Consider the following 24,585-nt stretch of genomic DNA (forward strand, 5'->3'; position numbering starts at 1 on the left):
ATGGAACCAACGCGCTCTGTGAACCCGTTTGAAGTGGTCAGTGAGTACACGCCGAGTGGCGATCAGCCGTCCGCGATCGCCGATCTGACCGCCCGCATCAATGCCGGCGAGACCGACATCGTGCTGCTCGGTGCGACGGGAACCGGTAAGTCAGCGACGACCGCCTGGCTGATCGAGCAGGTGCAACGTCCGACGCTCGTTCTGGCCCACAACAAGACGCTCGCTGCCCAGCTGGTTAACGAATTCCGCGACCTCATGCCCAACAATGCGGTCGAATACTTCGTTTCCTACTATGACTACTACCAGCCAGAGGCTTACGTTCCGCAGACCGACACTTTCATTGAGAAGGACTCTTCGATTAACGAAGAGGTCGAGCGACTGCGGCACTCCACAACGAACTCGCTACTGAGCCGCCGCGACGTCATCGTGGTGTCGACCGTGTCCTGTATTTACGGTCTGGGCACGCCACAGGGCTATCTCGACGCCATGATCGCGCTACAGATCGGCCAAAAAGTCAGCCGCGACTGGTTGGTTCGCAAATTTGTCGCCATGCAGTACAAGCGCAACGATGTCGACTTCTCCCGAGGTAATTTTCGGGTGCGCGGCGACACCATCGAAATCATTCCCATGTACGAAGAGCTCGCCATTCGCATCGAAATGTTCGGCGACGAGATTGAAGGTCTGTACAGCCTGCATCCGCTCACCGGCGATATCGTCAAGAAGCTCGATTCGGTATCGGTCTTTCCAGGCTCGCACTACGTCGCAAGCGACGACGTCATGCGCCGGGCAATCGGCACCATCGAAATCGAACTGGCCGACCGGCTCGAAGTGCTCGAACGCGAGGGCAAACTGCTCGAAGCCCAACGGCTGCGCATGCGCACCACCTTCGACCTCGAAATGATGGAGCAGATCGGCTTCTGCTCGGGTATCGAGAACTACTCCCGGCACATCGATGCGCGCGAACCGGGGGAGGCTCCGCACTGCCTGCTCGACTATTTTCCCGATGACTTTCTCATGGTCATCGACGAGTCGCACGTGACCGTTCCTCAGATCGGTGCCATGTATGAGGGGGATTCCTCGCGCAAGCGCACCCTCGTCGACCACGGCTTTCGACTGCCGAGCGCGCTCGATAACCGACCGCTCAAGTTCGACGAGTTCAAGAATCGGGTCGGCCAGACCGTGTACCTCTCGGCCACGCCGGGTAAATACGAGATGGGCATCGCAGATGGCATCGTCGAACAAATCATTCGCCCGACTGGCCTGATCGACCCGCAGATCATCGTCAAGCCGAGCAAGGGGCAGATCGACGACCTGCTCGAAGAAATCAAGAAGCGTAGCGAACGCAACGAACGCGTGCTGGTCACGACGCTTACCAAGAAGATGGCCGAGAACCTCACCGACTTTCTCACCGAGGCCGGGGTGCGCGTGCGCTACCTGCACTCCGACGTCGACACCCTGCGCCGGGTCGAGCTGCTGACCGAACTGCGCGCGGGCATCTACGACGTGCTCGTCGGCATCAACCTGCTGCGTGAGGGCCTCGACCTGCCCGAGGTATCCCTCGTCGCCATCCTCGACGCCGACAAGGAAGGCTTCCTGCGCTCGGCCACCTCACTCATCCAGACCATCGGGCGCGCCGCCCGCAACGTGTCCGGTGAGGTACACATGTACGCCGACCGGCTCACCGCCTCGATGGAGAAGGCGATCGACGAGACCGACCGCCGCCGTGAGAAGCAGGTTGCCTACAATACGCTGCACGGCATCGATCCGACCCCGCTGCGCAAACGGATCGGCGACATCACCGAGGCCCTCGCCCGCGAAGAGGCCGACACCGCCGAACTGCTCGCGGGCCGCGATGCCCGCCGCAAGAGTTCGACGCCCAACCGCCGGGTCGGCTTGGCCGCGAACGGCGCCAACGACCTCGAGTCGATTATCGCCGATCTCAACTCGCAGATGCTTGAGGCTGCTGGCGAGCTCAAGTTCGAGCTCGCCGCCCGCCTCCGCGATGAGCTCTCCGAGCTCAAGCGCGAGCTCCGGCAGATGGAGAAGGCCGGCCACCTGCAGTAACCGAGGCCTGTGCGCCTCGCGGCACGTGTTTGAGAAGCTGGCACGGGTTGAATCACATGCCAACTTCTCAACCAGTGCCGCGAGAGCGGATCCCCGATCCCCGGCCGGTCAATTAGTCGAACGCGGCCCGATTGCTGAACCGAGTGCGGTTTCCCCCAGCAGTGAGGGCACCACCGACCGCGACGACCGCCGGCACCGCCACCACGATCAGCGCGAGCTGCAGCCACGGGGGAGCGAATGGCAGCAAAGAGAGCCCAGCGGTGTCGCGGGTCAGCGACAGCGCGAGTGAGGGAACCAGCCCGAGCAGCACCCCGATGACGCTGCCGAGGCCAACGATCACCACCGCCTGCCAGAAGCCGAAAGCCCGGCGCACTCGCGGGGAAGCCCCGAGCGAGGTGAGCACGGCGTTGTCCCGGTGCCCGTCGGCGCGGGCGAGCCCGATGGTGATCGACGCCGTGACCAGGGCGATGACGGCGGTGAGACCGAGCAGGGCCCAGGTCCACGACGCGCCGAAGACCTGCGGCCCAGGCTCCACCTGCACGTTCAGGTTCGGGGACACTGCGGTGACGGTTCCCAACACGTGGTCTTTCTCGGCCTGAGTGGGTGCCGTGCCGAGGCTGCTGATCACCATCGTCGGTCGATAATCCAGTTTCATCGAGTCGGCCGTTGATTCGAGCATGAAGACCGCGTACGGCAGCGGATGCTCCGGCTGCTGTAGGGTCGCGGCCAGTGTCACACTGCGGTCCGGACTGTCTGTCGAATCGAGCGACGTCATCCAATCGACGATCACGGTCTCGTCCGCCAGGTACTGCTCATAGGTGCTCACCGCACCGCCCGCGGCGAGCGTGGCCCGTGATTGCTCTGACACGGGTTCGCCGAGAATCGCGGCAAAGTCATCGAGATCGCCGACCCAGATGTGGTCGTTGCCAACAGACATCCTCATGTCGAGGTAATAGGGCGTTGGGCAGCGGATGTCGGTGCGCATTTCGGTCGTCGCCATGTCGTTTTGATCGGCATCGCTCGGGCACACCGTGCCGGGGTTGATTCGCGGATAGGCGAAGACTGGCACGCCATCGGCGGCGGTGGCGTTTGCGCTGGTAGCAGCATCCGATTCGACAGCGCCGGCTTCGGGGTTGGAAAACTGCAAGTCGCCGGGTGGATCCGCTGCGCTGCTGAGCAGGCGAGCGTGCGCATCGGGGAAGGCGCTATCCAGGGCTTCCACCACCTCGGGTCCACTGTCCTGCATCACAAACTCGTAAGGAGGCTCGTTGCCGTAGGCGTTCAGACCCACCCATGCGGTGTTGAGCGGAACGGGGTACGTATAGTCCTTTGTCGAATTCAACTGAGCGGTCGAAATGAGGGTCATCGCGAAGGTCGCCACGAAGACGCAGCTCATGATGGCAGCGAGAGCCGGAACGCTGCGCCCGGGGTTGCGAGCCACATCGCGGGTTGCGAGCCTCGCACCCGGTCCGAACCGCGAGGCTAACCGGGCAGCCCAGCGCAGAATCAGGGGAGCGACGAACACGGCTCCGATCTGCATGATTACCGGACCGGCGACAATGAGGCCGATCCCGAAATTGGCGAGCCCCATCTGATAGGTCGGCGCAAAAGCGGCGAGCTCGACCAGGCCGCCGGTAACGGCGATGACGGCGCCCAAAACCAGGAGGACGAGCCCTGCCACCGGGCGGCGGCGCGTGACCCGTGGCGGACGCTGAGCGCCGCGCAGTGCCGCCAAAACGTCAATGCGGCCAGCCGCCCGGGCCGGCACTGCCGCCGCACACCAGCCGGCCAGCACGGCGAAGGCCGCGATGACCAACAGGGACAACAGATCGAGGTGAAAGCCCGGATACCGGCTCGCGCTGCCGTTCGCGGAGAACTGCATGAAGATCCACGCGGCGCCAAGTCCGAGAACGGTTCCCAAGGCCGCTCCGAGAGAGCCGAGAATGATGCCGCCGAAAGACATAACGCGAAACAACATGCGCCGGTCACCGCCGACGCTCGCCAGGGTCGCGAGCGTACGTTGCTGGGTGCGGGCGCCGACGGTGAACGCGGCACCCGCCAGCAACGCCACCTCGAACAGGGCGAAGGCGCCGAGGAGAACGAGGAAGAGGTCGACGAAATCTCCGGAGGACCCGCCGTCAAAGGGACTGCTGCCCGCCGGCGGCGGGTCGAGCAGAACGTTGCGCGACAGCACGGTCGCGCCGCGCGGGTTGAGATCACGGATCTGGCTCCAGGTGAGCGGTGTGTCGGGCAAGTACCACTCGGTCATCAGGTCAGCATCGTCGGGCATGACGCCGTCGAAGACGCCTGGCAGCCCGTAAAACGCGACCACCGAGTCGTCGAGGGTCGCGCTTCGAATCGTGCCTGAAATGGTGAACGACGCGACAACGGGCGCGGCGAACGTGGCGGTCGACCCGAGCTTCACCCCGAGTCGGTCCAGCGTGGCAGCGGTCACCATGATCTGTTCGTCATTGGTCGGGGCCGATCCCGCCGTCACGTCCCATTTTCCCGCGAAGGCGGGGTCCCACGGCTGGCCCTGCACGGCCGAAAAGGAACCGAGCCCGTCCTTCGTCTCCGCGACCACCGCCGTCGAGCGAATGGACAACATGGAGGTGCCCTTGGAGAACAGTGATGCCGCGGCGACGGGCGTGGGTTCAATCGACTGTAGAGCGTCAGCGTCAGCAATATCGTCCCTCGTCCCCCAAGATCCGTCGTTCAGCGGGGCCTGGATGAGCTTCGGTTCGGGCGCTGACACGATCTGTACCCGGGCTTCGGTCGATCCGAGCTCGAGGACCACGCGTTCGGCCGGGGTAGCGACATTACTCGCGTCGACCGTCGTGATTCCCACCAGGCCGAGCACGGGAATTGCCACGAGCAGGGCGATCAGCGCGCTGCGACCCGGGGATTGTCCGGCCATCCGACGGGCGATCCGAAATGCAATTCGAGTAGATCCCGGGCGCCCGCCAGCGAGCGAACTCGGTTCAGCACTCATGCCGGCAGCCCACTCAGCAAGCTCGTTACAGCGGATGCCCGCGACTCGTCCACGATCCGCCCGTCGCGCAGAAAGACAATCCGGTCCGCCCAGGCCGCATGGCGAGCATCATGGGTGACCAGAATGCCGCCGGCACCCGCATCGACTCGAGAGCGAAGCATCCGCAGCACGAGCTCGCCGGTCGTGCTGTCGAGGGCACCGGTGGGCTCATCGGCCAGAATCAACGACCGGCCGCCGACGACCGCACGGGCGATCGCCACGCGCTGTTGCTGACCGCCAGACAGGTCGGAGGGAAAATGCTGGGCCCGATCGCCGAGCTCGACGATATTGAGCGCATCGACGGCTGGACGGTGCGCCCTCTTCGACGTCCACCCGTCGAGTTCGAGCGGCAGGCTCACGTTTTCAAGCGCGGTCAGTGAGGGGATCAGGTTAAAGTCTTGAAAGACGAAGCCGAGGCTGCGACGGCGCAGGGTCGCAAGTTCGCGCGCCGAGAGTTGACTGAGCCAGTGCCCCTCGACGATGACCTCCCCGGCCGTCGGCGGGGTCAGCCCGCCGGCCACGGTGAGCAGGGTCGATTTACCCGAACCGGATGCCCCCATCACCGCCACAAGTTCGCCACAGCGCACCGACAGGTCGACCCCCGCGAGTGCGGTGATCGCGGTCTCACCGCAGCCGTACTGCATCGAGACGCCGTCGAGCTGCAAAAGAATGTCGGAGCCGGTCATGCGCTGGCCGCCGCAGTCTTGGCCGGGCGGCCACGCTTGGGCACCGCGGTGTTCAGCGGCAGCGGAGCGGCCAGGCCGGCCGCCCGCGCCCTGGCTAGCCGGTGCTCGGAGTGGTCGAGCCACCGCGCTTCAGCCTCAGCGGCGAAGATGAGCGAGTCGATCACGAGCAGCCAGGCCAACTGCTCGGATGATTCCGGGTCGGCCGTCGCGTTCTTGGCGCGGGTCAGTTCCTGCAGGGTGCGCATGGTGGCGGTGCGCTGTACCTGAATCACCTGGGCAATGTCGACGCCGGGCAGCGTCACGGCGATCGCGAGCTTGATGGCGAGCTCGTCGCGGGTGGCCATGGTGCGCACCACGGGGGAGCCGAGCCAATCGGCGACCTCCGCGCGGCCGGCATCCGTTATTTCGACGTAATTTTGACCGTCAGCGTCGATGTCTGCCTTCTGTACGAGGCCGTCCCGCTCGAGCCGGTCGAGGGTGTTGTAGATCTGGCCGACGTTGAGCGGCCAGGTCGACCCGGTGCGACGGTCGAATTCGGCCCGCAACTGGTAGCCGTAGCACGGCCCCTGGTTCAGGATGGCGAGCAGGCTCTGGCGAACGGACATACGACCTCCGGCACTTCAATCGGCTAATAACTACTGAGTATATACATACTCTGAAACAATATCGGGATGCGCCGGTGTTCGCTCTCGGCGATGCTTGCTGTCAGGCACTGTCAGTGGCGTTGCATAGACTCTATGAGTGTCGATTACCAAGGTAGAAACAGGTCCGAAACTCAGTGTGCGCGGAGCCCGCGTGCACAACCTTCACAACGTAGATCTAGAGATTCCGCGCGATTCGCTCGTGGTCTTCACCGGTCTCTCCGGTTCGGGAAAGTCGTCGCTCGCCTTCGACACCATCTTCGCCGAGGGCCAGCGCCGCTATGTGGAGTCGCTCTCGGCCTATGCCCGGCAGTTTCTCGGGCAGGTTGACCGGCCCGACGTGGACTTCATCGAGGGCCTGAGCCCGGCGGTCTCGATCGACCAGAAGTCCACCAACCGCAACCCGCGGTCCACGGTCGGCACGATCACCGAGATCTACGACTACATGCGTCTGCTCTGGGCGCGTATCGGCGTGCCGCACTGTGCGATCTGCGGCGAGATCATCCAGTCGCAGACCGTACAGCAGATCGCCGACCAGCTGATGGAGTTGAAGGTAGGCATCCGTTATCAGGTCGTCAGCCCGGTCATTTCGCAGAAGAAGGGAGAGTTCGTCGACCTCTTCCAGGAACTCGCCGGTGGCGGCTACTCTCGCGCAATTGTGGATGGCACCCAGATTCAGCTGAGTGAACCGCCCACGCTCAAGAAACAGCAAAAGCACGACATCTCCGTCGTTGTCGACCGTCTGGTCGCCGGCCCCGAACTGCTCAGCCGCCTCACCGACTCGCTCGAGACGGCGCTGAAGCTCACCGACGGCCTGGTGCAGATCAACTTTCTCGACGAAGAAGGCGACAAGGCCTGGCAGAACTTTTCCGAGAAGCTGTCCTGTCCGAACAACCACCCTGTGCAGTTGACCGAGATCGAACCGCGCACTTTTTCGTTCAACGCCCCGTTCGGCGCCTGCCCAGAGTGCTCCGGCCTCGGCACGCGCATGTCCGTCGACGAAGACCTGCTACTCGGCGACCCAGACCTGAGCATCGCCGAGGGAGTCGTGCTGCCCTGGACGACCCAGGGCAAGGGCCTGTTCCAGTACTACGAGAAGCTGCTCGACGGTCTCGCCCGCGACCTCGACTTCTCGCTCGACACCCCCTGGGGTGACCTGACCAGCGAGGTGCAGAACGCCGTCATGCGCGGCGACAACTTCGAGGTGCGGGTCAAGTGGAAGAACCGCTACGGCCGTGAAATGAGCTACACCTCCGGCTTCGAGGGCGTCGTGCCCTACATCGAACGCCAGTACCTGCAGGCCGAGAGCGACACCCAGCGGCAGCGCTGGTCCGAATATCTGCGCGAGGTTGACTGCCACGTCTGCAAGGGCACCCGGCTCAAGCCCGAGGTACTCGCCGTGCTCGTGCACGACGCGAGCATTGCGGATGTTTGCGCGCTCAGTTTGAGCGACGCGCGCAAGTTCATGGACCAGCTCACGCTCACCGAGCGCGAGGCCGCCATCGCCGCTCAGGTGCTCCGGGAGATTCGCGCGCGCCTCGACTTTCTCATTCGGGTGGGGCTCAACTACCTCAACCTCGCCCGCGCCGCGGCGACCCTCTCGGGCGGTGAGGCGCAGCGCATCCGCTTGGCCACGCAAATTGGTTCCGGGCTCACCGGGGTACTCTATGTACTCGACGAACCCAGCATCGGCCTACACCAGCGCGACAACCGGCGCCTGATCGAGACCCTCGTCACGCTGCGCGACCTCGGCAACACACTCATCGTGGTCGAACACGACGAAGACACCATCAAGACGGCCGACTGGATCGTCGACATCGGCCCCGGTGCCGGCGTCAACGGCGGGCACGTCGTGCACTCGGGCTCTTATGAAGGACTGCTGGCCAACACCAAGTCGCTCACCGGCGACTACCTGTCCGGACGCAAGTCCATCGCCACCCCGAAAACCCGCCGTCCGATCGACCCGGAGCGACTGATCGGCGTTACCGGAGCCGAGGCGAACAACCTGCAGAAGGTCTCGGTGACGTTCCCGCTCGGCACCTTCACCGCCGTCACCGGAGTCAGCGGCTCTGGCAAATCCTCGCTGGTCAACGATATCCTCTACCGGGTACTCGCCAACCGACTCAACGGCGCCCGCAAGCTGCCGGGCAAGCACACCCGCGTCACCGGCCTCGAACAGCTCGACAAGGTCATCCACGTTGACCAGGCACCAATCGGCCGCACGCCGCGGTCCAATCCGGCCACCTACACCGGGGTATTCGACAAGATCCGCACCCTGTTCTCCGAAACCATCGAATCCAAGACCCGCGGCTACCTGCCCGGCCGGTTCAGTTTCAACGTCAAGGGCGGACGCTGCGAAGCCTGCTCGGGCGACGGCACCATTAAGATCGAGATGAACTTTCTGCCCGACGTGTACGTGGCCTGCGAGGTATGCGGAGGAGACCGGTACAACCGCGACACCCTAACCGTGCACTACAAGGGCAAGAACATCGCCGAGGTGCTCGACATGCCGATCAGCGAAGCGGCCGACTTCTTCGAACCGATTTCATCGATCCACCGTTTTCTCAAGACGCTGGTCGAGGTCGGACTCGGCTACGTGCGTCTCGGCCAGAGCGCCACCACCCTCTCCGGCGGCGAGGCCCAGCGGGTCAAGCTCGCCACCGAGCTGCAGCGCCGTTCCAACGGTCGCAGCGTGTACGTGCTCGACGAGCCGACCACCGGTCTGCACTTCGAAGACGTGCGCAAGCTGCTGCTCGTGCTCAACAGCCTCGTCGACAAGGGCAACACCGTCATCGTGATCGAGCACAACCTCGACGTCATCAAGTCCGCTGACTGGGTGATCGACCTCGGCCCAGAGGGCGGTTCGGGCGGTGGCAAGGTGCTTGCGACCGGAACGCCGGAACACCTCGCCACGGTCAAGAAGAGCTTCACCGGTTCCTTCCTGAAGGAGGTCCTGGCGGCCGGCTAGGCGGCTGAACGGCATGTCTGACTCCTTGAGCTATCGCCCGAAAGCGGGCGAGATTCCGCGGGACCCCGGCGTGTACCGGTTTCGCGACGCGACCGGGCGCATCCTCTATGTCGGCAAGGCTAAAAACCTGCGGGCCCGGCTGAGCAACTACTTCGCACCGCTGCACAGCCTGCACGAACGTACCCGGCGCATGGTCACTACCGCGACCGGAGTCGAGTGGACGGTCGTCGGCACCGAGGTCGAAGCCCTGCAGCTTGAATGGATGTGGATCAACGAGTTCGATCCGCCGTTCAACGTGCAGTTCAAGGACGACAAGTCCTACCCGTACCTCGCCGTCACCCTGGGCGACGAGGCGCCGCGCGCTTTGGTAACCCGCACCGAGGGTATCAAGGGTGCTCGCTATTTCGGTCCCTACCCCAAGGTGTGGGCTGTGCACGAAACCATTGAGCTCATGCTCAAGGCTTTCCCCATCCGCACCTGCAACAACGCAAATTACAAGCGGGCGATGCAGAGCGGCAAGCCGTGTTTCGCGGGGCAGATCGGGCGCTGCTTCGGCCCCTGTTCCGGCCTGGTTTCGATGGAGGATCACCGCAAGATCGTCAACGAGTTCGTGAGCTTCATGGGCAGTCACGACAAGAAGCTCATCAACGAGCTCACCCAGGAGATGAAAGACGCAGCAGCAGCGCAGCAGTACGAAATCGCCGGCAAACGGCGCGACCAAGTGCGGGCACTCAATGCCGTGCTCGAAAAGAGTGCCGTCGTGCTGCGGGACAACGTCGACATCGACCTGTTCGCCATCGAGCAGGACGAGTTGGCGGCAGCCGTGCAGCTCTTCATCGTGCGGGGTGGTCGCATCCGCGGTGTGCGTGGCTGGATGGTCGACAAGGAGCTCGACGTCACCATGAGCGAGCTCATCGACTCCATGATGCAGACGGCCTACAACAACGAGTCGAAGCCGCCGCGCGAGATCGTGCTGCCTGAACTGCCCGACGACGCTGAAGCCCTTGAAATCTGGCTGGCCGACCTAGCGGGGCGCAAGGTGCGGCTGGTGGCCGCGCAGCGCGGCGAGAAGGCCGCCCTCCTCGTCACGGCCACCAACAACGCCAAACAGGCGCTCATGCTCTACAAAACCCGGCGCAGCTCCGACTTCGTCGCGCGGTCGAAGGCGCTCGAGGACATTCAGGAAGCCCTGGAGATGCCGGCCGCCCCGCTGCGCATGGAATGCTACGACGTGTCCCACCTCAGCGGCACCAATATCGTCGCATCGATGGTCGTCTTCGAAGACGGACTGCCCCGCAAAGACGAATACCGCCGCTTCAACATTCCCGTATCCACCGACGACACCGACTCGATCTACCAGATTCTCACGCGCCGGCTCGCCTACCTGAAACCCGAATCCGGTGCAGCGGATGGCGCAGATGCAGCTCCCACCGCGGTCGCAGGTCAGAGCGACATAGCCCAAATAGAGCAGAAGCGGGGCAAATTCAAGTACCAGCCGAACCTGCTCATTGTCGACGGTGGCCAACCGCAGGTCGCCGCGGCCAGGAGGGCCCTCGCTGAATCGGGCGTGACCGGAATTCAACTGTGCGGCATCGCCAAGCGGCTCGAAGAAATCTGGCTGCCCGACTCCGACTACCCAGTAATTCTGCCGCGCAACAGCGACGCTCTGTTCCTGATTCAGCGCATCCGCGACGAAGCGCACCGGTTTGCCATCACCCATCAGCGCATCCGACGTAAGAAGGACGTTGCCTCGATTCTGGGGGAGATCGCCGGGCTCGGCCCCGCGCGGGTCAAGGTCCTGCTGCAGCATTTCGGTTCGGTAGCCCGGCTCAAGGTCGCATCCGTGCAGGAAATAGCAGATGTCCGCGGCATCGGCCCGGTGCTGGCCGAGTCGATCCATGCCCATTTGCGCGCGTGAACCTCTTCCCCGCTGGGTAGGCTTGAGAGTCCCACAACTTTTCATTAAGGCGCTTTGAACGTATGACTACGGATCCCGACAAGCAGGAAGTGCTGATCGTCACGGGAATGTCCGGGGCGGGTCGCTCGACCGTAGCCAATGCGCTGGAAGATCTCGACTGGTACGTCGTCGATAATCTGCCCCCGCAGATGCTTCGACCCTTGGTCGATCTGGTCGAACGTGCCGGTACTAACCTGCCCAAGATCGCCGCCGTGGTTGACATTCGCGGCCGCGACTTGTTCGGTGATTTTCTCGAAACCGTGCAGCAATTACGCAGCAACACGCAGGTTCAAGTGATCTTCCTCGAAGCGCGAGATGACGCGCTCGTGCGCCGCTTTGAATCGGTGCGTCGGCCGCATCCCTTGCAGGGAGATGGCACCCTGCTCGACGGCATCGCGGCCGAGCGGTCTCGCTTGCTGACTGTACGGGAGTCGAGCGACCTGGTCATCGACACCTCAGACCTCAACGTGCACCAGCTGGCGACGACCGTCACTGAGCGATTTGCCGCAGCCGGAGCGGCTGGCGTGCAGCTCACTATCATGAGCTTTGGTTTCAAGTATGGCCTGCCCACGGATGTCGATCTGGTCGCCGATGCCCGCTTCCTGCCAAACCCGTTTTGGATCCCTGAGCTGCGCGCGCACACCGGTGTTGATCCGGAAGTGAGAGACTTTGTACTTGCCCAAAAAGGTGCCCTCGAATTCATCGACCACTATGCGGCCGCCCTGGCACCGGTTTTGGCCGGGTACCAGCGGGAAAACAAACGCCATGCCACCATCGGTATCGGCTGCACCGGAGGCAAACATCGCTCCGTCGCCATGGCCCGAGAACTGGCGTCCCGACTCGAAAAACTTCCCGGAGTCGCGGTTAATATCAAGCACCGCGACCTCGGACGCGAATAAGCGAGACCGGGTTCAGCATCCGCTGCTCCACCGCACTCTCACCACTCAGACCTAACGCAACTGATCAACAGAATGGAAAAGCGATTGGCACTCACCGCCGACGTTAAAGATGAACTATCCCGCGTAGAGGTCTCCAAGACCACCGTGCGCGCCGCCGAATTGGCGACCATTCTTCGGTTCTCCGGAGGCTTGCACATGATCAGCAGCCGCATCGCCATCGAATCCGAACTCGACACCCAGATCCTGGCCCGCCGGGTACGCAAGGACCTCGCCGAACTCTATGGTGTGCGCAGCGCCCTGCAGGTCATCGCCGCAACGGGTATCCGTCAGTCCAACCACTACCTCGTGCAGGTCATCGAGGGTGGCGAGACCTTGGCGCGTCAGACCGGCCTGCTGGATGCTCGTCGCCGACCGATCCGCGGTCTGCCAAACCGACTGACCACGGGCTCCAAGGAAGAGATCGCCGCCGTCTGGCGCGGCGCCTTCCTTGCCAACGGCACGCTCACCGATCCCGGTCGGTCGGCGGCACTCGAGGTCGTCTGCCCCGGCAACGAGGCGGCCATGGCGCTGGTCGGCGCTGCCGGGCGCCTCGGCGTCGCCGCCAAGGCTCGCGAAGTGCGCGGAGTGCACCGTGTCGTGATCCGCGATGGCGATGCCATCGGCGCCATGCTCGTGCACATGGGCGCCACCAACACCGTGCTCAACTGGGAGACGCTGCGGCAGCGCCGCGAAGTGCGTGCCACCGCCAACCGGCTGGTCAACTTTGACGACGCGAACCTGCGCCGTTCGGCCGAAGCCGCGGTCGCCGCTTGTGCCCGCGTTCAGCGCGCCATGGATATCCTGGGCGAAGATATCCCCAAACACCTGCGCTATGCCGGCGATCTGCGCCTCAATTTTCGTGACTCCAGCCTCGATGAACTGGGCCACCACGCCGATCCACCAATGACCAAGGACGCCGTCGCCGGCCGGATTCGCCGCCTGCTCGCCATGGCAGACAAGAAAGCGGTCGAGTTTGGCATCGAGGGAACCGATGTTCCCTACCCCGTGCACACGGAAGACGACTGACGTCATCAATTCTGTGCCGCGTAAACCCGCAGGTACACTTGAATGTGCGCAAGGTCGCCGCACTCGTGCGGTGACACCACTGAAGAGGAGATAAGTAATGGCTGAATATACCCTGCCCACCCTTGACTACGATTACTCGGCTCTCGAGCCCAGTATCAGCGGCACCATCATGGAACTTCACCATGGCAAGCACCACCAGGCATATGTCGCCGGCGCGAACACCGCGCTGGCGCAGCTGGCCGAGGCCCGTGACAGCGGAAGCCTCGCCAACGTGAACAAGCTGCAGAAGGACCTCGCCTTCAATCTCGGCGGCCACGTCAATCACTCCATCTTCTGGACCAACCTCTCCCCGAATGGCGGAGACAAGCCGATCGGCGAGCTCGCCGCCGCGATCGATGACAACTTCGGTTCCTTCGACAAGTTCCAGGCGCACTTCACCGCTGCCGCCCTCGGCGTTCAGGGTTCCGGCTGGGCTGTCCTGGCCTGGGACTCCATCGGTCAGCGCCTGATCATTCAGCAGTTCTTCGACCAGCAGTCGAACTTCGCTGCCGGGACCGTTCCGGTGCTCATGCTCGACGTTTGGGAGCACGCTTACTACCTCGACTATCGCAACGTGCGTGCCGACTACGTGAAGGCATTTTGGAACATCGCCAACTGGGCGAACGTTCAGGACCGTTTCACCGTGGCGCGCGAGAAGACGAGCGGCCTGCTGCTACTCTCGTAGCCTGCCGGTGCCCCGACCGTGCACCTCAGTGCGGGCGGGGCACCGCTGTTTTACTAGTGCGTTACTAGTGCGTATTTTATTTCATGGCGCCGTCGGCGCCCTTTTCAACAGGAGTTATTTGTGTCCGTAAAGATCGGCATCAACGGATTCGGCCGTATCGGCCGTAACTACTTCCGTGCAGCCCTCGCGAAGGGCAGCGACATCGAAATCGTCGCCGTCAACGACCTCAGCGACCCCGCGTCGCTCGCTCACCTGCTCAAGTACGACTCCGTCGCCGGCCGCTTGAACGCCTCGGTCGAGGTCGACGGTGACAACATCATCGTCAACGGCAAGCCCATCAAGGTGCTCGCCGAGCGCGACCCGGCCAACCTCCCCTGGGCCGCAATGGGCGTCGAGATCGTCATCGAATCCACCGGTCGCTTCACCAAGGCCGTCGACGCGCAGAAGCACATCGCAGCCGGCGCCAAGAAGGTCATCGTCTCTGCCCCGGCCACCGGTGCTGACGTTGCCACCCTCGTGCTCGGTGTGAACGAAAACACCTACGACACTGCGATTCACAACATCATCTCGAACGCGTCCTGCACCACGAACTGCCTGGCACCGCTCGTCAAGGTGTTCCTCGACAACTTCGGTATCGAGCGTGGCCTCATGACCACGATCCACGCCTACACCGCGGACCAGAACTTGCAGGACGGCCCGCACAGCGATCTCCGTCGTGCCCGTGCCGCCGCGCTGAACATCATCCCGACCTCCACCGGTGCCGCCAAAGCACTCGGCCTGGTCATCCCGGAGAGCATCGGCAAGCTCGACGGTTATGCCCTGCGCGTTCCGGTTCCGACCGGTTCGATCACCGACCTCACACTGACAGCCTCGCGCCCGGTCACGGTCGAAGAAGTGAACGCCGCCTACAAGGCTGCAGCCGAGGGCTCCCTCAAGGGGATCCTCAGCTACACCGAGGACCCAATCGTCTCCAGCGACATCGTCGGCGACCCGCACTCCTCAATCTTCGATGCCGGCCTCACCAAGGTGATCGGCGACCAGGTCAAGGTTGCTTCCTGGTACGACAATGAGTGGGGTTACTCCAACCGTCTCGTCGACCTCACCGAGTTCGTCGCCGAGCGACTCTAACGGCCCCCGGTGACGTTACGCACGCTTGACTCGCTTGGCTCCCTCACCGGCAAGCGGGTTCTTGTCCGCTTCGACCTGAATGTTCCGCTGAAAAACGGGCAGATCACCGACGACGGAAGAGTGCGGGCGTCACTGCCCACCCTCAGCGCCCTCGTCGCTCAGGGCGCCCGCGTGGTGATCGTTTCTCACCTTGGGCGCCCCGACGGGGCCATTGATCCCCAGTACAGCTTGAAGCCCGTTGCTACTCGCCTGAGTGAACTGGTTAGCCTTCCGGTGGCCTTCGCCACCGACACCGTCGGCGCCTCGGCCACCGCGGCCGTCGCAGCGCTGCAGAACGGCGAAATCGTCGTCCTGGAAAACCTGCGCTTCAACGCCGGTGAAACCAGCAAAACGGATGCCGATCGCCTCGCATTCGCCCAGCAGCTCGCGCTGCTTGGCGACGCACTCGTCTCGGATGGCTTCGGCGTCGTCCACCGCAAGCAGGCCAGTGTGTTCGATCTCGCCTCGCTCCTGCCGAGCGCTGCTGGACTGCTCATCGCTGCCGAACTTGACGTGCTCGATCGCCTGACCGAAAAGCCGGACGCGCCATACACGGTTATCCTCGGCGGGTCCAAAGTGAGCGACAAGCTCGGCGTTATCGGCCACCTGCTGCCCCGTGTGAACTCGCTGCTGATCGGCGGCGGAATGCTGTTCACGTTTCTGGCCGCGCAGGGACACCAGGTCGGCGCGAGCCTGCTCGAGAGTGACCAGATCGAATCGGTCCGCGGTTACCTGGCCGAGGCGGATCGCCTCGGCGTTAAAATCGTGCTCCCGACCGATGTCGTGGTGGCCTCGAAGTTCGGTGCAGATGCCGAACACGTCATCACCCCGGCCGACGGTATCGAGAACACTCCGTTCGGCGCAGCGGGACTCGGCCTCGATATCGGACCAGACACCGCTTTGGCGTTTGCCGAAATTATTCGGGCATCGAACACGGTGTTCTGGAATGGGCCGATGGGCGTGTTCGAACTCGCGCCATTCGCGGAGGGCACTCGGACCGTGGCCGCCGCACTCACCGAGGTCACCGGCCTCAGCGTGGTCGGCGGCGGCGATTCCGCCGCGGCCGTGCGTATTCTCGGTTTCAATGACGACCAATTCGGTCATATTTCTACCGGCGGCGGTGCCAGCCTTGAATTTCTCGAAGGTAAGCGCCTGCCAGGACTGGAGGTCCTCGGATGGCAATGAACATCAACCCACGGCGCACACCGCTGATCGCGGGCAACTGGAAGATGAACCTGGATCACCTCCAGGCCATCGCTTTCGTACAGAAGCTTGCCTGGAATCTCAAGGACGCTAACCATGACTTCGCCGCCGTGGAGGTGGCAGTCTTTCCACCGTTCACCGACCTGCGAAGCGTGCAGACCCTGGTTTCAGCCGACAAGCTGCCGCTGGCCTTTGGCGCGCAGGATGTCTCGGCGCAGGACTCCGGTGCCTACACCGGTGAGATTTCGGGCTCGTTCCTGGCCCAGCTGGAGTGCCAGTACGTCATCATCGGTCACTCCGAACGCCGCACCCTGCATAACGAGTCCGATGAGCAGGTCGCTGCGAAGGTGACCGCCGCTTTGAAGCACAATCTCGTGCCGCTGATTTGCGTCGGCGAGAGTGCTGAAGACCTTGCCGTACATGGTCCGAGTGCGGTTCCCGTTGCTCAGCTGCACGCTGCTTTGGCCGGCGTTACCAACGCTGCCGATATCGTCGTCGCGTACGAGCCGGTCTGGGCCATTGGTTCCGGCCAGGCTGCCACGCCGGAACAGGCGGAACAGGTCGCTGCCGCGTTGCGCGGCGTTCTTGCTGACACCCTTGGGCAGGATGTAGCCGACAAGACCCGCATCCTCTATGGCGGTTCGGTCAAAAGTGGCAACATCGCTGCGTTCATGCGTGAGCCCAACGTTGACGGTGCCTTGGTCGGCGGCGCAAGCCTAGATATTCCAGAGTTTTCCAGCATCATCCGCTATCAAAAGCACGTCGGTCTCTAAACCGACTCGCACCCTGCCGGTCGCAAGCGAGGCGGTTGCCCGTGTGGCAACCGCCTCGCTTGGGCGTGGCGGGTATAATTACGATGGTCTGGGCGCCAGAGTTGCGCCCACCGTGTTTGTGAAAGGTTTCGTGTGGAGATTCTCCAGGTCGTCATGCAGGTGCTCGTCGGTATTACGAGCCTTCTGCTCACCATGCTCATTTTGTTGCACAAGNTCGTCATGCAGGTGCTCGTCGGTATTACGAGCCTTCTGCTCACCATGCTCATTTTGTTGCACAAGGGGCGGGGCGGTGGGCTGTCCGACATGTTTGGCGGCGGCGTGACCTCCAACCTGGGAGCGTCGGGGGTCGCCGAGCGCAACCTCAACCGCATCACGATCATCCTGGGCCTGTTGTGGATCTCCTGCATCGTCGTTCTCGGATTGATCACGAAGTTTGACACAGGGGCTTAACTTTTCGGGTGGTGCGGAGTTACCCTGAAGTTGCCCATGTATTGGCCGTGAACGGGCATTTACGGCACATCGTCTACAGCAGTAGAACCAATTACAGCTCGAATCTGCAGCGCACAACTGCACGAGTCAACGGAGGAACAAGATGGCATCAGGCGGAAGCGCAATTCGTGGCTCGCGTGTAGGCGCAGGCCCCATGGGCGAGCAAGACCGGGGTTTTCACGCGGACCGCATCAAGGTCTCGTACTGGGACGCTCTCGGCAATGAAACCGTACGGTACTTTGCGGCGAGCCTGCCAGACGAAGAGATCCCGGTGACCATCGATTGTCCGTCGTCCGGGCTTCCCGCAGGCCGGGACAAGGAGAATCCTCCTTCGGTCGTAAAGCTCGAGCCTTACAAGACCCACCTGGCTTACGTCAAAGAGCGACGTACCGAAGAAGAGGCCGAATCGCTCCTTGAGGAAGCGCTCAACCAGTTGCGCGTTCGTCGCGGCAAGCTCTCACCTACGAACTGATCAAACCCACGAACTGATCTACGCGACCCACAAGGCCGGCTCTCGAGAAATTCAGAGCCGGCCTTGTGTTGCCTGCTACTCCTCATCAGAGCATTTGATCGAGCGGATGCCCGCCGACCGCCTAGTCGGCAGCCGCGATCAGGCTTTCGGGCACCTGAGCCGCGGCGTCGTTATCCACGAAGAAAACGGTGTGGTACCGGCCCTTGATCCCGGCAACAGGCACCTCGTCGCGGCTGGCTCCGGCGAGAGCTAGCCCGAGCGCCGATGCTTTGTCAGATCCGGCCAGCACCAGCCAGACGCGATCCGAAGAGTTGATCACGGGCCGAGTCAAGGACAGTCGGTCGGCCGGGGGCTTGGGGGAGTCACGCACGGCGATGACACTGGCTTCACGCTCGCGGATACCTGATCGGTGCGGGAACAGCGACGCGATATGCCCATCCGGTCCGACTCCGAGAAACGTAACGTCAAAACGAGGGTACTGGGAGCCCTCGGAAGCTTGAGCCAATAACTCTGTCGCATAATGGGCGGCCGCAGCGTCGATCGCATCCGTTCCTATTGCGCTGACGTCGTCGGACGCTCCGAAAGCGTGAATATTCTTCGCAGGGACCGAGATATGGTTCAAAAGTGCTTCGCGCGCCTGCAGCTCGTTACGTTCCGGATCGGTACGGGGCAGCCAACGATCATCGCCCCACCAAAAATTCACCCGGGACCAGTCGATCGTGTCGCGGGCCGCCGATTCGTTGATGGCAGTCAGAACAGCGATGCCGACGGAACCGCCGGTGAGCACGACGTTCGCCTCATCCTGTTCGTGCAGAACGTCAACCATGTTTGTCAGAAAGCGTGCAGCGACCGACCCGACCAGAGCCTGCTTATTCTGGTGCAGCAGTACGCGTCGTTCATTGGTCACGGTCACGCTCCGGTTCTTTGGGCCACCACGTCATCGAGTTGCGGCAGACCGCGCGTGATCACTTCACCATACAGCTCATCAGGATCGAGTCGGCGCAGCTCATCGGCCAGGCAATCACGCAGGCTGCGACGCTTGAGCGTCAGGTCCTGCATCGGCTGGCCCGGCTGGGTGAGGGTAGCAATATCGGGAACCCCGCGTTCGAGGGAAATGATCCCGGATGCGCGCTTCAGTTGCACTCCGTGCACACCATTGGCCAGGGGCCCCGTTGTCAGGATGCAGTCCACGGGAATCTGAAGCTGCATCTGCAACCAGGCAGCGAGAAGCGTGGTCGAGGGCGACGCTGCGGCGCCGGTCACTTGGACGCCGATGATCGGCTCGTAGGGCGGCTGGTCCAAAACGGCCGCTAACTGGGCACGCCAGAGTGTCAATCGGGTCCAGGCGAAGTCGGTATCCCCGGGACGGTAACTGCCGCAAAGCTGGTGCAGTGCCGACTGTGGGTCCGGCTGGGCGGAGGAATCCGTGATTCGCCGGTATGCGATGCGGCCGAGAGGCGAGTCACCGGGAACGGCCGGTGCAGTGCCCGGCCACCAGGCCACGACGGGAGCATCCGACAAGAGCAGGCCGGTGACCAAGCTTTCCGGATCGTTCGCGGCATCACCATAGACGCGCAGCACGATGACTTCGCTTGCGCCGGCATCGCCTCCGACGCGAATTTCCGCATCGACGCGAGCCGTGGCATCCGTCTCATCATATTCCTGGGTCGAGACCACGATGACCCGCATGGGGTGTTCCCGCGAGGCATCGTTGGCGGCCTCAATGGCTTCCTCCTCGTGTCCGAGGGTGGAGGCGATGATCAGGGTCAGCACCCGCCCGAGGGCGACTGCGCCGCCCTCCTCGCGGATGCGCACCAGCGCCTTGGAAATCCTGGCAGTGGTCGTGTTGGGCAGATCGACGATCATGGTCGCCTCCAGGTGCGGCCGTCGCGGGCCAATAGGTCGTCAGCGCTTCGAGGTCCCCAGGTACCGGGGCGGTACTGTTCCGGCTGGCCCTGGGTGGCCCAGTATTCTTCCACCGGATCCAGAATCTTCCAGGACAGCTCGACCTCTTCATGGCGGGGGAATAACGGAGGGTCGCCGAGAAGTACGTCAAGGATGAGGCGCTCGTAGGCTTCAGGGCTGGCCTCGGTGAAGGCGTGACCATAACCGAAGTCCATGGTCACGTCGCGAACCTGCATGACCACTCCCGGAACCTTGGAACCGAACCGGATGGTGACGCCTTCGTCCGGCTGCACCCGAATCACGAGGGCGTTGTGGCCGAGTTCGGCCGTCTGGCCGGGCGCAAACAAATATTGCGGGGCCCGCTTGAAGACCACGGCAATTTCCGTCACGCGACGTCCGAGGCGTTTGCCGGCGCGCAGGTAGAACGGAACGCCGGCCCAGCGCCGGGTATCGATCGTCAAGCGCATGGCCGCATAGGTTTCGGTAACCGAGTCCGGGTTCATCCCGTCTTCTTCGAGAAAACCGGCGACTTTTTCGCCGCCCTGCCAGCCGCCGGCGTATTGCCCGCGGGCGGTGCCGAGACCGAGGTCGGCGGGTAGCCGCACCGAAGCAAGCACCTTTTCCTTCTCCGCGCGCAGGTCGGCGGCGTCGAAGGAGATCGGTTCTTCCATAGCGGTGAGCGCGAGCAGCTGCAGCAGGTGGTTCTGAATGACGTCGCGGGCGGCGCCGATACCGTCGTAGTAGCCGGCCCGACCGCCGACGCCGATGTCCTCGGCCATGGTGATCTGCACGTGTTCGACGTGGTTGGCGTTCCACAGCGGTTCGAACATCTCGTTGGCGAAGCGCAGTGCCAAAATATTCTGCACCGTCTCCTTGCCGAGGTAGTGATCGATGCGAAAAACAGAGTCTGGCGGAAAGACCGACTCGACGACGTCATTGAGCTCGCGAGCCGTTTTCAGGTCGCTCCCGAACGGTTTCTCGATAACGACGCGTCGCCACTGGCCGTTCTTCTGCTCGGCCAGGCCGGAACGGCGCAACTGCTCCGTGACGAGGGGGAATGCCTTCGGCGGAATGGCGAGGTAGAACGCATGGTTGCCCATCGTTCCGCGTTCGCGGTCCAGATCGTCAATGGTTTGCGTCAACCGAGCAAATGCATCGTCATCGTCGAAGGTGCCCGAAACGAAACGGATGCCTTCGGCCAGCTGCGCCCAGACATCCTCGTGAAAGTCGGTTCGAGCGTGTTCCTTGACGGCGTCATGCACCACCTGCATGAAGTCCTCGTTGTCCCAGTCGCGTCGGGCGAAGCCCACCAGGGCAAAACCTGGCGGCAGCAGCCCCCGGTTGGCGAGGTCATAGACCGCAGGCATGAGTTTCTTGCGCGCGAGGTCCCCGGTAACGCCGAAGATCACGAGGCTGGACGGCCCGGCGATTCGATTCAGACGGTAGTCGGACGGCGACCTGAGCGGATTAAACTCCGGGGTAATTTCCACCGGGGACATGCAGCTCCTTTAACGGGACAGTGCAGAAAATAGGGGACACGAAGAAATGGGGTGGTGCGCAAGCGGGTGGGGTTCCTCGCGGCCGATGGCCGAGAGGAACCCCGGTTGGTTAGCCTAGGGCGTTAAACAAGGTACTGATGTTCTGCTTGGGGTCGGTCAGAGTCAGTGTCAACACGGGGCGGCCGTGCTCGGCGAGCACACTCGCATCGCCGCTGGCCTGCGCCTGAATGAGCTCGCCGAAGGTGAATGGACGCTCGGGAATATCGAGGTCCTCGGCCGGCGTGGCCAGAATTTGCAGGAAGACAGCGGTTGCCGTTCCACCTTTATGGAACTGTCCGGTAGAGTGCAGAAAGCGCGGCCCCCAGCCGAAGGTCACCGGGCGCTTGGAGAGCGTGGCAAGCTTGCCACGCATCTGCTCCAGTTCGGGCAGATCCAGTCGGTTGACGTAGGCCTGCACGGCCACGTAACCATCCGGACCCAGCTCTTCGAGCAACGCATCGATGGCCGAACCGAGGTCGCTCGCAGCACCGATGACGTGCGGCGTGCCACGCACTTCGATGCCATCGGCGATAAACGCAGCGGGCTCGGGCGCCGGGCGGGCGTCGAGGAGACCACGGGTGGCAATCTTGGCGGACTCCACGTCGGGCTGATCGAACGGATTGATGCCGAGCAGACGCCCAGCGACGACGGTCGCGTACTCCCAGACCAAGAACTGCGCACCGAGGGTTCCGCTGACACGGATCTCGTCGCCCGTCTCGGTGAACAGTTCGGTGCCGGCGTCAGCGACGACCCGCACGAGCTGTACGTCCGGCAGCACCTCGGTCAGTTCGGGGGCATCGAGTTCGAGCACGATCGGCAGGATGCCGGTGCCGAGCTTGCCGGTCGATTCCGCGATGAGCTGTTCGACCCAGTCGGCGAAGCCCACAATGTGGGTGCCGTCCGAGACGATGGCGAGCTTACCGCGGCGCGGGCTGGTCGCGGCAATCGCTGCTCCAAGCACGAGCCCCGGGTTTTCGGGGGAGTCGACGGCCAAGGACAGGGAGATAGCTTCGGCCTCGTCGAGCAGTGCGCCGACATCGACGCCGGCGAGCCCGGACGGTACGAGGCCGAACGCGGTCAGCGCGGAGTAACGTCCGCCGACGTTGGGGTCAGCGTTAAAGACGCGGTAGCCAGCTTCCCGAGCGGATGCCTCAAGCGGTGACCCTGGATCGGTCACGACGACGATGCGCTCGGCTGGATCGATGCCGATCGCCCGGAAAGCGCGTTCAAAAACGCGGCGCTGGCTGTCGGTTTCGACGGTCGAACCACTCTTCGAGGAGACCACGAGGGCCGTTCCTGCGAGGTTATCGTTCAGTGCAGCCAGTACCTGACCGGGGTCGGTCGCATCGAGGACGGTGAGGTTCACGCCAGCGGTGCGAGTGATGACCTCGGGGGCCAGAGACGATCCACCCATGCCGGCAAGGGCGATCTGGGTGACACCTCGTGCCTGCAGCACGGCCCGCAGTTCCACGATTTGTTCGACGAGCGGCCGCGAGACGACCACGGACTCGGTCCAGCCGAGGCGCAGTGCTGCTTCGGCTTCCGCTTCCGGACCCCACAGCACTGGGTTATGAGCGGTAACGCCAGAGGCGACGAGATCGGTCACCAGCGCAGGAACAGTGGCGCGCACAGCATCGGCCGCGGCGCCACTCACCGAGATACGAAAGCTCATTACACGACCGCGCTGGTCGATGCGGCCGTGAGGGCCGTCTGTACGGTGTCGAGCAGTTCGTTCCAGGACACCTCGAACTTGGAGAGACCCTCTTCTTCGAGCAGACGGGTGACGTCGTCGTACGACACGCCCTGCACCGCCAATGCGTCGAGCACGGCGTTTGCGGCGGCATAGGAGCCGGTGACCGAGTCGGTCGGGATAACGCCGTGGTCGGCTGCAGCTTTCATGGTCTTCTCGGGCATCGTGTTGACGACCTCAGGCGCAACCAATTCGGTCACGTACAGGGTGTCGGGCAGGCTGGCATCCTTGACGCCGGTGGAAGCCCAGAGCGGGCGCTGCTTGGTGGCACCGGCCTTTATCAGGCCGAGGGCACGTTCGCTGCTGAATGCCTGCTCGTAGACCTGGTAGGCCAGCTGGGCGTTGGCGACGCCGGCTTTGCTTTTCAGGGCGAGCGCTTCGGGGGTTCCGATGGCCTCGAGGCGGGCATTGATCTCGGAGTCAACGCGCGACACGAAGAACGAGGCAACGGAGTGAATCGTAGAGAGGTCGATGCCGGCAGCCTTAGCCTGCTCGAGTCCGGCCAGATAAGCGTTGATGACCTGGCGGTGACGCTCAAGGCTGAAGATCAGGGTGACGTTGACGCTGATACCGAGGGCGGTCGTTGCCGTTATGGCTTGGAGGCCTTCGATCGTCGCCGGGATCTTGATCATGGCGTTGGGACGATTGACCTTGGCCCAAAGCTTCTGAGCTTCGGTCACCGTTCCGGCAGCGTTACGGGCCAGGCTCGGCTCGACCTCGATGGAAACGCGTCCATCCTGACCGTTGGTCGAGTCGTAGACGGGGCGGAAGATGTCGCAGGCAGCAGCGACGTCGTCGGTCGTGATGGCGAAGACGGAGTCGACCACGTTCGTGCCCGCCGCCGCGAGGATCGCCACCTGCTCGGTGTATGCCTCGCCCTTGGCGAGGGCTCCGGCGAAGATGGTCGGGTTGGTGGTGACGCCGACGACGTTGCTATTCGTGATCAGGTCCTGCAGTCCGCCGGAGTTGATGCGTTCACGGGACAGGTCGTCGAGCCAGATGCTGACGCCGGCTGCGGACAACTGGGCGAGGGGGGTAGCTGTGGTCATAGTAAAAATCTCCTAATAGTGCTGCCGTCAGGCAGCCATGCTGTAGCGGTTCAATGGAGAGTCATGGAGACGTGCGGTGTTGGCCTGTGGCGGTTATCCATGCGCCTAAGACAACGTCAGGCTGCGCTGATTGATTCCTTGGCAGCGGCGACGACGGCTTCGGTGGTGATTCCAAATTCGCGGAACAGCGTCTGATAGTCGGCG

19 protein-coding genes are annotated in these 24,585 nt (G+C 63.2%); 11 read left to right on the forward strand and 8 right to left on the reverse strand.

The window, feature by feature from the left end:
- Positions 1 to 2,064 carry an excinuclease ABC subunit UvrB gene (uvrB, locus tag CXY73_RS19860; protein WP_104178686.1) on the forward strand — a complete coding sequence of 688 codons (2,064 nt, stop codon included), beginning with the start codon at positions 1 to 3 and terminating at the stop codon, positions 2,062 to 2,064.
- A 112-nt stretch (positions 2,065 to 2,176) separates the two neighbouring features.
- On the opposite strand, the gene CXY73_RS19865 is transcribed toward uvrB, so the two are convergent.
- Genes CXY73_RS19865 through CXY73_RS19875 form a run of 3 tightly spaced genes read right to left on the reverse strand, consistent with a single transcriptional unit; the run spans position 2,177 to position 6,386 of the window.
- Complete coding sequence (locus CXY73_RS19865) at positions 2,177 to 5,056, reverse strand: FtsX-like permease family protein (RefSeq protein ID WP_104178687.1); 2,880 nt, start codon at positions 5,054 to 5,056, stop codon at positions 2,177 to 2,179.
- Complete coding sequence (locus CXY73_RS19870; RefSeq protein WP_104139346.1) at positions 5,053 to 5,781, reverse strand: ABC transporter ATP-binding protein; 729 nt, start codon at positions 5,779 to 5,781, stop codon at positions 5,053 to 5,055. The genes CXY73_RS19865 and CXY73_RS19870 overlap by 4 nt, the downstream gene beginning before the upstream one ends.
- Complete coding sequence (locus CXY73_RS19875; protein ID WP_104178688.1) at positions 5,778 to 6,386, reverse strand: PadR family transcriptional regulator; 609 nt, start codon at positions 6,384 to 6,386, stop codon at positions 5,778 to 5,780. Before CXY73_RS19875 ends, CXY73_RS19870 begins: the two co-directional genes overlap by 4 nt.
- Before the next feature lie 136 nt (positions 6,387 to 6,522).
- Between CXY73_RS19875 and uvrA the strand changes: the two genes are divergently transcribed.
- From uvrA to CXY73_RS19925, 10 genes are all read left to right on the forward strand, one after another.
- Positions 6,523 to 9,390 carry an excinuclease ABC subunit UvrA gene (gene uvrA / locus CXY73_RS19880; protein WP_104178689.1) on the forward strand — a complete coding sequence of 956 codons (2,868 nt, stop codon included), beginning with the start codon at positions 6,523 to 6,525 and terminating at the stop codon, positions 9,388 to 9,390.
- A 13-nt stretch (positions 9,391 to 9,403) separates the two neighbouring features.
- A complete protein-coding gene (uvrC, locus tag CXY73_RS19885; protein ID WP_104178690.1) occupies positions 9,404 to 11,308 on the forward strand; it encodes an excinuclease ABC subunit UvrC in 1,905 nt (634 codons plus the stop codon).
- Positions 11,309 to 11,370: 62 nt separating this feature from the next.
- A complete protein-coding gene (rapZ, locus tag CXY73_RS19890; RefSeq protein WP_104139358.1) occupies positions 11,371 to 12,246 on the forward strand; it encodes an RNase adapter RapZ in 876 nt (291 codons plus the stop codon).
- A gap of 84 nt (positions 12,247 to 12,330) precedes the next feature.
- On the forward strand, positions 12,331 to 13,311 hold the full coding sequence (whiA, locus tag CXY73_RS19895) for a DNA-binding protein WhiA (RefSeq protein WP_104178699.1): 981 nt from the start codon (positions 12,331 to 12,333) through the stop codon (positions 13,309 to 13,311).
- 97 nt (positions 13,312 to 13,408) lie between these two features.
- Positions 13,409 to 14,035, forward strand: coding sequence for a superoxide dismutase (locus tag CXY73_RS19900; protein ID WP_104178691.1), 627 nt, complete (start codon positions 13,409 to 13,411; stop codon positions 14,033 to 14,035).
- 120 nt (positions 14,036 to 14,155) lie between these two features.
- Positions 14,156 to 15,163 carry a type I glyceraldehyde-3-phosphate dehydrogenase gene (gene gap / locus CXY73_RS19905; protein ID WP_104139367.1) on the forward strand — a complete coding sequence of 336 codons (1,008 nt, stop codon included), beginning with the start codon at positions 14,156 to 14,158 and terminating at the stop codon, positions 15,161 to 15,163.
- A gap of 9 nt (positions 15,164 to 15,172) precedes the next feature.
- Entirely contained in the window at positions 15,173 to 16,387 is a 1,215-nt protein-coding gene (pgk, locus tag CXY73_RS19910; RefSeq protein WP_104139370.1) for a phosphoglycerate kinase, read from the forward strand.
- Positions 16,384 to 17,178 carry a triose-phosphate isomerase gene (tpiA, locus tag CXY73_RS19915; protein ID WP_104139373.1) on the forward strand — a complete coding sequence of 265 codons (795 nt, stop codon included), beginning with the start codon at positions 16,384 to 16,386 and terminating at the stop codon, positions 17,176 to 17,178. The genes pgk and tpiA overlap by 4 nt, the downstream gene beginning before the upstream one ends.
- 192 nt (positions 17,179 to 17,370) lie before the next feature.
- Positions 17,371 to 17,628 carry a preprotein translocase subunit SecG gene (secG, locus tag CXY73_RS19920; RefSeq protein WP_104178700.1) on the forward strand — a complete coding sequence of 86 codons (258 nt, stop codon included), beginning with the start codon at positions 17,371 to 17,373 and terminating at the stop codon, positions 17,626 to 17,628.
- Positions 17,629 to 17,770: 142 nt separating this feature from the next.
- Positions 17,771 to 18,139, forward strand: a complete 369-nt coding sequence (locus CXY73_RS19925) for an RNA polymerase-binding protein RbpA (RefSeq protein ID WP_092107849.1) — start codon at positions 17,771 to 17,773, stop codon at positions 18,137 to 18,139.
- Positions 18,140 to 18,260: 121 nt separating this feature from the next.
- On the opposite strand, the gene pgl is transcribed toward CXY73_RS19925, so the two are convergent.
- The 5 genes from pgl to tal form a co-directional block, all read right to left on the reverse strand.
- Positions 18,261 to 19,046 (reverse strand): 6-phosphogluconolactonase, encoded by a 786-nt coding sequence (gene pgl / locus CXY73_RS19930; protein ID WP_104139438.1) that lies wholly within the window; start codon positions 19,044 to 19,046, stop codon positions 18,261 to 18,263.
- Positions 19,047 to 19,048: 2 nt separating this feature from the next.
- Complete coding sequence (locus tag CXY73_RS19935; RefSeq protein WP_104139376.1) at positions 19,049 to 20,005, reverse strand: glucose-6-phosphate dehydrogenase assembly protein OpcA; 957 nt, start codon at positions 20,003 to 20,005, stop codon at positions 19,049 to 19,051.
- A complete protein-coding gene (gene zwf, locus CXY73_RS19940; protein WP_104139379.1) occupies positions 20,002 to 21,543 on the reverse strand; it encodes a glucose-6-phosphate dehydrogenase in 1,542 nt (513 codons plus the stop codon). Before zwf ends, CXY73_RS19935 begins: the two co-directional genes overlap by 4 nt.
- A 109-nt stretch (positions 21,544 to 21,652) precedes the next feature.
- Positions 21,653 to 23,254: a glucose-6-phosphate isomerase gene (locus CXY73_RS19945; RefSeq protein WP_104178692.1), complete on the reverse strand. Its 1,602-nt coding sequence runs from the start codon at positions 23,252 to 23,254 to the stop codon at positions 21,653 to 21,655.
- On the reverse strand, positions 23,254 to 24,381 hold the full coding sequence (tal, locus tag CXY73_RS19950; protein ID WP_104139385.1) for a transaldolase: 1,128 nt from the start codon (positions 24,379 to 24,381) through the stop codon (positions 23,254 to 23,256). The genes CXY73_RS19945 and tal overlap by 1 nt, the downstream gene beginning before the upstream one ends.
- Positions 24,382 to 24,585 lie beyond the last annotated feature (204 nt).

It is taken from the genome of Cryobacterium sp. Y50, assembly GCF_002929805.1.
Taxonomy (GTDB): Bacteria; Actinomycetota; Actinomycetes; order Actinomycetales; family Microbacteriaceae; genus Cryobacterium.

Excerpts from the sequence above, each read along its gene's own strand:
- uvrB (WP_104178686.1), top strand. The coding sequence starts at position 1 with ATGGAACCAACGCGCTCTGTGAACCCGTTTGAAGTGGTCAGTGAGTAC.
- CXY73_RS19865 (WP_104178687.1), bottom strand. The coding sequence starts at position 5,056 with ATGAGTGCTGAACCGAGTTCGCTCGCTGGCGGGCGCCCGGGATCTACT.
- CXY73_RS19870 (WP_104139346.1), bottom strand. The coding sequence starts at position 5,781 with ATGACCGGCTCCGACATTCTTTTGCAGCTCGACGGCGTCTCGATGCAG.
- CXY73_RS19875 (WP_104178688.1), bottom strand. The coding sequence starts at position 6,386 with ATGTCCGTTCGCCAGAGCCTGCTCGCCATCCTGAACCAGGGGCCGTGC.
- uvrC (WP_104178690.1), top strand. The coding sequence starts at position 9,404 with ATGTCTGACTCCTTGAGCTATCGCCCGAAAGCGGGCGAGATTCCGCGG.
- rapZ (WP_104139358.1), top strand. The coding sequence starts at position 11,371 with ATGACTACGGATCCCGACAAGCAGGAAGTGCTGATCGTCACGGGAATG.
- CXY73_RS19900 (WP_104178691.1), top strand. The coding sequence starts at position 13,409 with ATGGCTGAATATACCCTGCCCACCCTTGACTACGATTACTCGGCTCTC.
- tpiA (WP_104139373.1), top strand. The coding sequence starts at position 16,384 with ATGAACATCAACCCACGGCGCACACCGCTGATCGCGGGCAACTGGAAG.
- CXY73_RS19925 (WP_092107849.1), top strand. The coding sequence starts at position 17,771 with ATGGCATCAGGCGGAAGCGCAATTCGTGGCTCGCGTGTAGGCGCAGGC.
- CXY73_RS19935 (WP_104139376.1), bottom strand. The coding sequence starts at position 20,005 with ATGATCGTCGATCTGCCCAACACGACCACTGCCAGGATTTCCAAGGCG.
- zwf (WP_104139379.1), bottom strand. The coding sequence starts at position 21,543 with ATGTCCCCGGTGGAAATTACCCCGGAGTTTAATCCGCTCAGGTCGCCG.
- CXY73_RS19945 (WP_104178692.1), bottom strand. The coding sequence starts at position 23,254 with ATGAGCTTTCGTATCTCGGTGAGTGGCGCCGCGGCCGATGCTGTGCGC.
- tal (WP_104139385.1), bottom strand. The coding sequence starts at position 24,381 with ATGACCACAGCTACCCCCCTCGCCCAGTTGTCCGCAGCCGGCGTCAGC.